Origin of the sequence: Streptomyces sp. NPDC007205 (genome assembly GCF_040634095.1) — a bacterium.
Lineage (GTDB): Bacteria > Actinomycetota > Actinomycetes > Streptomycetales > Streptomycetaceae > Streptomyces.
Genome location: NZ_JBEYEW010000076.1, coordinates 1 through 10,948, shown reverse-complemented (window position 1 = coordinate 10,948; position 10,948 = coordinate 1). Strand labels below are relative to the sequence as shown.

Genomic DNA, 10,948 nt, shown 5'->3' with positions numbered 1-10,948 from the left:
GGAACGACCACGGGAAGCGGAAGTACAGCCACACACAGTGCGAAACGACCTCCATCCGGTAGCGGTGGCCCTTGTACGACGGCGCACCCGCACCCCCGGGACAAACTCACGTGACAGCACCCTCCGTCCCAGCCGGATCTATCCCGGCTGAGCAGATGAACGCTCTAGTCGAGCAGGCATGTACACGTCAATTGTTAGTCTCCACCAATTTCCGTTACGCTCAAATAGTAGGAATTCGCAGGAGACGATCTTCATAAGCAGAAGGAGTTCTCGTGTCCCGATTGCCGTTAAATGTTCTAGCGGTTCCGGCGGCCATGGTGTGGCTAGCGGGTATGGGTCCTGCGGGTGTCCTGGCCGAGCAGGGGGCTTCCGTATGAGCGAGCGAGTCCTTGGTCTGCCCTGGTCGCGCAGAGGCGTGCTGGGCACCCTCGCTGGCACGGCTGGCGCGTTGGCGCTGCCCGCCGGTACGGCCGATGCGGAGAGCGCTTTCCGAAGCGGTGCCGAGGCTCAGCGTGGTGCTGTCGACGCCGACCGCGCCTTTTTCGGCGTATGGAACGCCACATCTCATCGCTGGACTGTGCCCGCCCGGCTCGATTACGCCTCGGCGGCTACGCTCGCGCCGGTGGAGCGGGCGGTCAAGGCTGGCGACTATGCGGGCGCGGCAACGCACCTGTGCGAGCACTTACGCAAACGCAAGGCGCGCACGCTGCCGGTCCGGCGCAACGGGGTGTTACGGCCGGAGCTCGTCGATCTGGTTCTGGATCACATCTGGACTCTCGGTGCCGGCGAGATCCTGCAGGACTCCGTCACCGTCACCGGCACCGACGCGGTGGTCGAGGCCGATGTGACCGACGCGCTGATCCGCTCCTACGCATCCGGGTATGCGGCGTTTTTCCTGATGGCTCGCCACAAGGAGCCCTCCACAGCGGTGTTCCACTCCCGCAGCGCCACCTCCGGTCGGCCCACACTCGTCGTCACCGGTTCCGACGGCACCACGGTCACCATTGTGGCCACCGCCGACACCTACATCACGGCCGGCGCCGATGCCAAACGCGTCTTCGGACACGCTGCCAAACTGCAAGTCCGTGATGAGGGACCCGGTGCCTTTACCGCAAGGACCCGGAAGGCCTACGTGGCTTTCCAGTTGAAGGATCTGGCCAACGCTCCTAAGTCCGCCGTGCTGCGTCTGACCGGCCGCAATGCCACCAGCCGTCGTGCCAAACAAGTGCTGGTCTACCAGACGCGCGAGACGTTCGACGAGGCCACACGGTGCTGGGCCAATACTGTGCAGAACACCTTCTCCTGGCAGGGCGACCGGGGCGGCTTCGACTGGAAAGGACCCGTCGGCTCCGACCCCGAGTACGGTTACCAGCTCGCGCGCTTCTCCTTCGCCGGGCCGATGGCCGAGGCCTACCGCAAGAGCGGCGACGAGAAGATCGCGGCAGGACTGGCCGGGCTGATGCTCGACTTCGTGCACGACGCCGACCGATACGGCACCCCATACGGTGCGGGTTCCTTCCCACGAAGCCTCGACTCCGCCGCCCGAGTCGTCAGCTGGCTCCAGGCATACGAGATCCTGCGCAGCAGCACCTCACTCACCCCGCACATGCACCTGGAACTGCTCCGCACCCTGGACAAATCGGGCCAGTACCTGGCCCGTGCCGGTGGGCCCGCCCCGAACTGGATGCAAGCGCAGAAATGGGCCCTGGCCTCACTCGCCCTCTACTTCCCGGAACTGGTGGGCAGCCCAGCCTGGCTGGCCAACGCCCGCGACTTTCTCGCCCACCAGCTGAGCCACGCCCTCTACCCCGACGGCGGCTACACAGAAGCGACCGACGGCTACGCACACGGCGTTGCCGCGACGTTCGTGTCCTTGATGGCATACTTCCGAGACAACGGCCATGAGCTGGGTGGCGCAGCAGACCTGCGGCGCCTGGCGCACTTCCTCGCCGACCAAAATCTCCCCGGAGGATGGGGCCCCTCGTACGGCGACAGCGGCACCGCCGACCGCCGACCGGCCTTCGCCCGGCTCGCCAACGCCCTCGGTGACGAGCAGCTGCGCTACGTTGCCACCGACGGCCGCAAGGGCGTCCCTCCCCGGCACACCTCGGTGCTCTACCCCGACACCCGCGTCGCCGTGCTGCGCGATGGGTGGCGCTCCGATGCCTCCTACCTGCGTATCAACGCCGACCGGGGGCCGCACGCACACCCGGACGATCTCGCCCTCACCGTGTATGCGCATGGACGGCTGTTGCTGCCCAACATGGGCGCGTTCACCTACAGCAGCGACCCCCGTAGCAACTGGCTGAGGAAGAGAACTGAGTCCGCCAACACGATCGAGATCGACCGAAGGGCCCAAGTTCCCGGACGACCCGGCAAGTTGGATCTGTTCGCCACGAACGACGTCTTCGACTTCGTGCGCGCCTGGAGCAACGCGACCTCCGGCGTGCGCCACACACGGACGGTGCTCTTCCTGCGCCACCTTGCCCAATGGATCGTGGTGGACCGGCTCGACCCCGCCGACAACGCGCCTCACACCTACCGGCAGAACTGGCACTTCCTGCCCGACGCGCACCCGGCCATCGATCACATCACCAAGATGACCACTACTCGGTTCGCCGACGGCGCGAACCTACAGATCGTTCCCGCCGACGCGGGCCACCTGGCCGCGCAGGTACGCGATGGCTGGTACTCCCCGGCGTTCTACACGGTCACCGAGGCCCCCTACGTGACCTACACGCAACGATGCCCGGGTCCCGCGGAGTTCGCCACGGCCCTCATCGCGCAGCCCCACGGCGTCACGACGAAAGCCGCCATCGACCGGATTTCCATCACCGGTCTACCTGCCCCCACGGCGACCGCCCTGGTCATCCGCTTCAGCCCCCAGCACACCGCCACCTTATGCCTTGCTCACAGCAGCCCACCCGGTGTCATCCGCTTCGGATCCTTCAGCTTCGACGGCGTCCTCGCCCACATCGAGCGGGACGGCGAACGGCAGAGCTGGCTGCTCCTTGGAGGCCGCCGACTCATCTACAAGAAAATGGCGCTGATGACGTCCCCGACACGCATGCCGGACGTTGCCGTGCACCTCGATCCGGCCACCCATACCGTGGCCCTCACCGGTTCCCGCCTCATCCCCAGCACCGACCAGGCAAGGGCACTGCGTGTGCACGCCCCCTGGGCGAAGAGTGTCACCGTCAACGGCCGCCATGCCCCCGTTGCCCGCCACGGCGGAACGATTCTCGCGGCCGCCCTGCGCTAGGGCCTGTGTGATGTCGTGATCAATCTTGCCGATCCGGGTCCCTCGGGAAGAGGGGATCCGGTAGGAAGGCGGCCGTGACACGCAGGCAGCTTACCGATGAGCAGTGGCAGTTGATCGAGCCGTTCCTGCCGATAGGCGAGTACGGGCCGTACTCCGAACGGCTGCGGCTCAACGCCGCAGGCCGCCGATGCTGGATCGCCGGCCAGCTCCCGGGGGCCGCTCGTGTTCGGCACGTGGCGGCGGGCGCACTGGAAGCCGGGGGTGCGGATCGGAATCCGCGACAGCGACGGGCGGCTCGTCGGGCCGGTCTACAAGGACGGCGCGGTAGGGGCCTCACGTTCACGCGTGAGCGCCGGTTCTTCCCCCGCGCCCGGGTCCGCCCCGACCTCCCCCTCGCTCCTACCACCCCGGTCTACCGGACCCCGAACCCCGGAGTTTCGGGCTGGTGACCTTCCCACGAGGGAGACAGCTGGTCCCTCAAGGCGGACGGTCGAGGAAACGGGTTGCCGCGGCCGGACGGGCCGCGGCCGACGATCACGCCGGATCCGGCGGAGTACGCCCCCGGACGCAGCGCACGGGGGGACGCGGCGTCCAGGGGGGACTGCCTGCCAACGTACCGCGCCAACCGGCCTCTTATCGCACATATGGGGAACCGGAGCGTGTGTCGGGGTGCAACGCGGACTCGGGCACGGTCTGGGCGAGCTCGTGCTCCAGAACCGCAGGAAGGTGAATGGTGTGACCGGGGTGGAGCCACCGCACGCCGAGCCACACGTGACCCCGGCTGCCGTGGCCGGTGGAGTGGGCGTCGGCCCAGCTATCGGCCTCCCTGGAGGTGGCCAGGGTGACCTTCTCCGCGCCGGGGGATGATGAGGAGAAGGCCATTCCCCAGTCGCCGAGAAGGGCAGCCGCGTTGAGCCACTTCCCCGGTCATGAGACCAGCCCTAACCAGGGCTCTCCGGGCAGGGCCGGACGGCAGTGGATCGTCTGATGACGGGGATGCTGGACGCTGCGGGATGTTCCGTGAGGTGACGGCGACCCAGGTGCTCCTGTCCACCGCGCACCCGCGCATCCGATTCGCCGAGTTCGCCGCTGACGAGGAGAAGGAAAACGGAGCCGACTGGCTGTGGTGGTGGGTGGACCGGGACGGCACCTGCTACGGGCTCCTCGTCCAGGCGAAAATCTTGAAGGTGCACGGCAAGCGCTGGAGCATCGACTTCACCTACAAGACGCGCGGCGACGACCGGACACAGCTCTCCAGGCTGATCAAGGCGGCGAACCGCTTCCACGTCCCCGCGGCCTACATCCTGTGCTGCGGTGACTCGCAATACCGATCGACCCTGGACTGCGACCGCACCCACGACGACATTCCCTGCAAGGAACGCGACCGGGTCGGTGTATCCACCGTCTCCGCCCTGGTGGCGGAGACCGCCGTCGGCCTGGACAGCCGGAACTCGGGAGTGATGGCCTTCCACGACGCGGTCCCCCTCGAAGACATCGCCAGCCCCGACCGCCTGGACGAGCCGATCGTGCCTCTCGCGCGCGGACTGGACGAGGGCCTCGAGAGCTTCCTGCGGCAGCCGCAACGAGGTTCTCGCCGGGTGGCGAAGGAACTTCTCCGGCCGGTCCAGCGGATCAGGAACGGGCAGTTCGCCGGGGCGGCGGTCATGGAGCGCGCCGCCCCGGTCACCGGTGCCCTCTTCGAGAGTGTCCCCAACGACTGCGGGCGGAGGTTCCCGACTACGTACGCGACGTCTGGAAAGGCCGGATTCCTCCGGCACGGGTCACTGACCACCTCGGCGGGATCATCGTGCTCCCCGACGCGGACGCCCCCGTCACGGCGACGGCCCGGACCGCTGACGGCGGCGTTGGGCGGCCGCTCCCAGACCTCCCCGAAGCGCCTCAGCCGCCACACGACCACCACCCTGAGCGCGCCGCGTGAGCACGATACGGCGCGTCCGGCGCTGAGCTGAGAAGCTGCGCAGAACCTTCAATTCGAAGGGAGTGCGGTCGCTCGCGAGGAGATCAGGGGCGCTGGGCGGGCTATTTCGCCTGGGGGGCGTTCAGCCAGTCTCGCCATGCTGTGGTCAGTTCGGCGTCATCGGCATCGCCCCACCACGTGGTTCCTGTGGCCTCCGCCGCCTGCGCAGGCAGTGTGTGACAGCCCTCGGCCGCCGCTATTGGAAGGCCCGAATACGGCGAGGGGGCAGCAGGGCGGCTGACCCCTCGGGCCGCTCATCAGTGTGTGGTGGGCCGATTTACCAGGTCGGACGGTTCCGTGTTCGCTCCGCACAGCACCACGCAGACCTTCTCGCCGCTGCCGGGCCGGTAGCTCCGGCTCGCTGCGGCGGGCCGGGTCGGCAGGTCCCGGTCGGGGACGTGCTGGTCCGGTGACGTGAGCGTGGCCAGGGCGGTGGCGGCACCGTGCTCGACCGCCACCTTGCGATGGTCCCACAATGCCTGTCGAGCGCGGATGATCTCGGCGTCCGGCGCGAGTACGGAGTGCACTCGGTCCTGCCGGGCGGCGGGCAGGGTCATCTGGGAGGTGCGGCGTGCGCCGAGGGAGTGGGCGGCGATCGAGTCCACGGTGACATCGATCACGGCGCCGGACTGGAGGGCGGCGTTGAGGGCGCGGCAGTTCTCCGGCTCGACCGCCACGGTGCGGATGCCGTGGCGCTGGGCGGCGGTGGCCACCCCGGCGAACAGGCCACCGCCGCCGACCGCGACCACCACGGTGTCCAGACCGGGGAAGTGGTGGCGGATTTCCTCCAGCAGGGTGCCGGCCCCGACGGCGATGAGCGGGTGGTCGTAGGCGTGGCTCGACAGGGCGCCGGTCCTGCAGACGAACTCCTCGCAGGCTGCAAGGGCTTCGGCGTACTCGGAGCCGATCAGGCGGACGTCGGCGCTGTAGCCACGGAGTTTGGCCACCTTCATCGCTGGCGCGGTCTCGAGGAGGAAGACCGTGGCCCGTACGCCCTGCTGCTGGGCGGCCCAGGCGCACGCCAGCCCGGCGTTGCCGCCGGAGGCGATGGTCACCCTGGCGTCGGGGAGTGTGTTCGCGTCGCGGTGGGCCTGGATGAAGTTCTGCGCGCCGCGGGCCTTGAGCGAGCGACGATATGAGACTCGCTGGCTTCGACGAGTCCTCAAGCTGCCACCGGCAAAAGGCATTGCCACTCGACCACAGCGTCTTCGGGATCGAAGTTGCCGAAGGAGAGCGACTCGGATGGCGTCACCGCCCTGAAGATCCGGAGCCGCTGACGCGTCACCCCAGAGCCGCGAAGAATTCGACGATGATGCTCACCCGAGCTGTGGACCCAGGGGTGGGCACCGCGAAGCCGCCGTCCATGTTCGGGTAGGCCACTTACGAAACGCCGAGCTGCTTCTGTCTGCACCTTTCAGCGGTCTCGGGGCCAGGTTCTCGGTTGTTTCCCGGCTGGCACCTCAGCTCTACAGCAGCTGGGCCAGGTGATTGGTCCTGGTGCCTGCGGTGGAGTGGAGGTAGCCGCGTAGCCTGCTCGCAATGGTGGCGAGCTCGCCGCTGAGCGCAAAGCCCGGGCCATAGAGCGCTGGTGCCCGTATCTGGCCCACCTGCCTGGTGAGGTCTGCCGCCAGCCCGGCACTTAACCTGGCCCTCGGGACGAGGCGGATGGTGTAGTCGAGGATGCTGCCGCTCTGACTGTTGACGACGCTGATGCCCGGCAGCACACCGATGCCGGTGTCCCAGTCCATAGTGTTGCGCACGTTTTTGAGCCGGGCCGAGGTACCGAATCTCTGGCCGTTGCTCTTGGAGTACACGACCGCCACGTTAGGGGTCGTGTATGGGGCACGCTCTGTGTAGACGACGGCATAGCCGGACGTGGAAGCAGTGGGGGTCCACGGATAGCGGGGGATGTTGTATCCGGCGCGGTACCACTCGGCGGGGGTGCCGTCGGAATGGAGTGAGAAGGCGACGGCGTCGAAGGCGTTGCTGGAGTTCAGGAAAGGGGTCCAGTTCTCCAGGCAGAAGGTCACCTTGGGCACGGTGGCGCCGTTATTGACCACCCTCGGCAGCCTCAGCACCGACGGATCTCCAAGGTACCGTTGTTCAGGCGGGTGTACCGGGTGAGTTGCGGAACGGCGTCGGAGCCGGCGAAGACGGCGTTCATCGCCTGGTTCCACTGTCTGTCGGCGATCGTCCAGATGTCAGTCGTCGAGGTGTCGGGCCGTTCGACGGCGACGGTGTGACTGAACCTGCCGCTCCCGTCGCCGGCTTGGTTGACGTTCCAGCGCCGTTCCCTTCGGGGCCCGCTGCCGGCGACGTTGAGTCCCCAGAGCACGCCCTGGATCACGCGGTCGGTCTCCTCACCCCTGTTTGTGGGCGACAGGAGGGGACGGTAGGTGTCGGGGCAGTAGCGCATGCTGGCCATGCATCCTCCGCCACCGAAGCGAAAATCGAACTCCTCCCTGCCATTCCAATAGTTCCGCTGCCAGATTTCACGGTCGTAGGTGAACAGCTTCCATGACCAACCACCCATGGCCTCCGCCCGGATAGGCGGGGGTAACGTGTTCGCCAGAGCGGCGACGCCCGCTATCAGAACACTGCGCCGACTGAGGTCGAGCCGACTCCGTTGTTGCATGGTCATCACCACTTCGTTTTCTCTGATATGCCTTTGTGGCGTCCTCTTCCTCGCAATGAACATTGTCTCCTCAAGGGACGAAACGAACAGCTGGGGCGGACGATTCCGGGGTGCCACTATGGATGAGCTGCCCCGAGTTTCGCCGATGCGTCGAGGTGGAGCTTCCCCTTGGTCATGGACACCTGGAGACTGGGACGTGTGAGCCCAGGGGAAGCAGTGCCAGGTGGGAAGTAACGAGTTGGTGCGTGATAGCGGGTGAAGCGTGTTCGCCCTTCTCACGGCCGTTTTTCAGGTCATGACTGTGCGGTCGGAGACGAGGCCGGCGATGGCTCGGTAGGTCTCGGGCAGGCGATCGCCTCCACTGAACTCCGGCGCGTGAGATACGGCAGTTGGGGCCGCGGCAGAGCTGCGGTCGTACCGGGTCTTGCTTCGACAACGCTGCCGCGGAGAGTTTCTGGGCCCTACTCAAAGAGGAGATCGGCACCCGCGTCTGGCCCGACCGGGCCACCGCCCGCGCCGAGGTCTTCTCCTTCATCGAGACCTTCTACAACCGACGCCGCCTGCGCAAGCACAAGGTCTTCGGCTACCTCACCCCAGCCGAGACCAGGCAGCGGCACCAACAGGCCCTCGCGGCATAACGAACGCGTGTCCAACATCACGGGGAAACTTCACTGGAAGGCCCCGCTGTTGATTGGACAGACCCGGAGATACGTCCGAAGGGCGCCCCCACGGGGCGCCCTTCGGAGGTATCTCCTTCAAACGGTTCGATGACCCTCAGGTCCGCTCCAGAAGTTCGTGGTGTCACTGCATGGCGTAGCCGAGTAGCGATTCGGTGTGGGTGCCTTCGCAGTCAGCCCGTTGCGATATGAAGTGGTCGCCGTTGGAGGGGATGTAGCAGCGATAGAGGGGAAAAGTCCCGGGTGCTGGGCTGGTGTGGATGTAGCCGACGGGCCCCAGCGGGAAAAGGCCCTCACATCCGGGGTCCCGGGTCAGGATTGAGTGCCCCCCGACCTTGCACTCGTAAAGCATGACTGTGCCGGGCCGCTCCTCGCGGAAGAGGTGCCAGTTCGCCTCGGTGGTGAACCCTAGCGGCAGTTGCCGGGAGGTGGCGACATGGCCTCGCTGGGGGTTGTAGCCGCGGATGAGCACTGTATAGGGCAGGTGTTCGAACCCGCAGGAGAGCTGGGACGGGGACACATCGTTGCGGTTGGCCAGTGCCCAGATCGCCCATGCGGGTTTGGCTGAGCCGTCTGCCCTGCGCAGGCCGAGCTGGAGGCCGCCCTCAGCCGGATTATCTTGCATGCGGTGGTAGATGTAGCTTTCGATGCCCGGTGTGCCGAGCACGTTGAAGAAGCTCCAGCACAACTGGCTGGCCTGGGCCGCCTCACTGGACTGAGCGCCGGAGTTGATTCCATTCTCGGTGAGCTGGACGGTCCAGGCCTGCGGTTTATCCGGGAAGCGCTGGCGCAGCCATCCCAGGAGGATGCCGATGTTGCCGAAGGTGACGTAGGGGTAGTCATCGGCGGAGAAGGCCGGGCTGAACAGGTTCGGGGGATAGGCGTGGAAGGCCACCCGCCACTGCCGATTCCCCGCCCGGGCGTTGAGCCCTTCGAGCACGGTCATGCCGGACAGCATCCCGCCGGCCGGGTTGTCGAATTCCCGGCCGAAGTGGTTTTCCAGCGAGGTCAAAACCTTGGCGTTCGGCTGCTCGGCGACGATGCGGTCGTAGGCCGCGTTGTAGTTGGCCGCGATTTGGTCGAGCCATGTGTTGGCATCGCAGGGCACGCCGTGGCCGCAGCCGATGTTGAACCAGTCGTTGGTATTGACCTCGTTGTCAATCACGAAGTCGGCGATCCGGCCGCGCCCGTGCAGCCCGTCGTAGCGCTGGGCCACCATGCCGGCAAACCGCCCGAAGTCGGCGGGGTTGTTGGGCACACAGAAGACCTCCATACCCGGCGCCGCAGGTGTGCAGGGACGCCCCTGGCGAGCCCATGCGGGGGTGCCCCAGACGATGGCCGTGACCACCAGCCCGCGATCACTCCACCCCTTGATGGCCGAGTCAACCTGGGCCGGGACGGTGAAGCAGTGGCCGTCGTACTCCTGCTCGTTCGCGGCACACGGAGCAGCCTTGACGCTCGGCTCCCATTGCGACCAGACCAAGTTCATCGACACGCCGCCGGCGTTGTTTCCGGCAATCTCGTCCTGGTACCAGAAGTCCGGTTGAAGTCCCTTGACGTGATAGTCCGACCTAGTGGGATACGGCAATGGCGCCGGCTGCCTCGCAAACGCTGGGACTGCGGAGGAAAGGATGAGAGTAAGCGCGGCTAATAATGCTGCGACGAGGCGTCGCGGGGACCTGGCCATGATCCTCCTTAAGAGGTGATCCTTGAATTGTGAGCCCCATTCGTGCTTGCCGGACAAGACCCCGGCAGCCGAACGCTGCTTGAGCAGAATCGTGAGGCCAGACAGATGTGATTGCAATGGGGATCACTCCGGTTACTCTGGCTGGCCCCAGAAGACTGGACTGCCGCGAGTGCATGCCACCACCATGCAGACCACCTGCAATAGCACCCTCGGGCGGCATGGACGCTTGCCCTCACAGTGAACCTCTTTCATCCTGTGCCGTGGGGATGAAATGGGCAGGTCAGGTTGGGTGACATGGCGAAGCCCTCCGTCGTTGGTGTGGTGATCTCACTCAGCACGCCATCGGCCGGGGGGCTTCGTTGGTTCCGTATCCTTCCATGCTCGACGTCCCGTACGAGCTGGTTGAGCACGTCTCGTGGCTCATCTACGCCCGAAGGCGTGAACTTCGCACGCGCTGGCGGAAGTTGGGGTGTTTCAATCAGGCCCTGCTGGCGCTGGCCCACCTGCGGAAGAATGAGACCCTCGCCCAGGTGGCCGCCGGGTTCGGCGTGTCGGAAGCGACCGCCTGGCACTACGTCGGCGAGACCGCGGAGGTACTGGCCGCGTGGGCGCCTGGCCTGCACGAGGCCCTCGCCGGCTTGGGCGAAGGGGACTTCGTCATCGTCGACGGCACGCTCATCCCCATCGACCGCATCGCCGCGGACGAGCC

6 protein-coding genes and 3 pseudogenes are annotated in these 10,948 nt (G+C 66.6%); 4 read left to right on the top strand and 5 right to left on the bottom strand.

The annotated features are described in order from the left end of the window. A pseudogene (locus tag ABZ624_RS40420) lies at positions 1 to 85 on the bottom strand (IS6 family transposase); the annotation flags it as partial. A 330-nt stretch (positions 86 to 415) separates the two neighbouring features. Here ABZ624_RS40420 and ABZ624_RS40415 point away from each other — a divergent pair. Next, positions 416 to 3,262 carry an alginate lyase family protein gene (locus ABZ624_RS40415; protein ID WP_360100210.1) on the top strand — a complete coding sequence of 949 codons (2,847 nt, stop codon included), beginning with the start codon at positions 416 to 418 and terminating at the stop codon, positions 3,260 to 3,262. A gap of 1,025 nt (positions 3,263 to 4,287) precedes the next feature. After that, on the top strand, positions 4,288 to 5,232 hold the full coding sequence (locus tag ABZ624_RS40410) for a hypothetical protein (protein ID WP_360100207.1): 945 nt from the start codon (positions 4,288 to 4,290) through the stop codon (positions 5,230 to 5,232). Positions 5,233 to 5,497: 265 nt separating this feature from the next. Here the strand turns inward: ABZ624_RS40410 and ABZ624_RS40405 are convergent. From ABZ624_RS40405 to ABZ624_RS40395, 3 genes and pseudogenes are all read right to left on the bottom strand, one after another. Next, positions 5,498 to 6,367 (bottom strand): annotated as a pseudogene (locus ABZ624_RS40405) (pyridoxal-phosphate dependent enzyme); the annotation flags it as partial. A 339-nt stretch (positions 6,368 to 6,706) separates the two neighbouring features. Further along, on the bottom strand, positions 6,707 to 7,300 hold the full coding sequence (locus tag ABZ624_RS40400; RefSeq protein ID WP_360100204.1) for a hypothetical protein: 594 nt from the start codon (positions 7,298 to 7,300) through the stop codon (positions 6,707 to 6,709). 11 nt (positions 7,301 to 7,311) lie between these two features. Beyond that, complete coding sequence (locus ABZ624_RS40395; protein ID WP_360100201.1) at positions 7,312 to 7,938, bottom strand: hypothetical protein; 627 nt, start codon at positions 7,936 to 7,938, stop codon at positions 7,312 to 7,314. 326 nt (positions 7,939 to 8,264) lie between these two features. Between ABZ624_RS40395 and ABZ624_RS40390 the strand changes: the two genes are divergently transcribed. Further along, positions 8,265 to 8,513, top strand: a complete 249-nt coding sequence (locus tag ABZ624_RS40390) for an integrase core domain-containing protein (RefSeq protein ID WP_360100198.1) — start codon at positions 8,265 to 8,267, stop codon at positions 8,511 to 8,513. A gap of 163 nt (positions 8,514 to 8,676) precedes the next feature. Here ABZ624_RS40390 and ABZ624_RS40385 read toward each other — a convergent pair whose 3' ends face one another. After that, entirely contained in the window at positions 8,677 to 10,140 is a 1,464-nt protein-coding gene (locus ABZ624_RS40385; protein ID WP_360100195.1) for a DUF5722 domain-containing protein, read from the bottom strand. 417 nt (positions 10,141 to 10,557) lie between these two features. On the opposite strand from ABZ624_RS40385, the pseudogene ABZ624_RS40380 reads away from it, so the two are divergent. After that, positions 10,558 to 10,948, top strand: a pseudogene (locus tag ABZ624_RS40380) (transposase family protein); the annotation flags it as partial.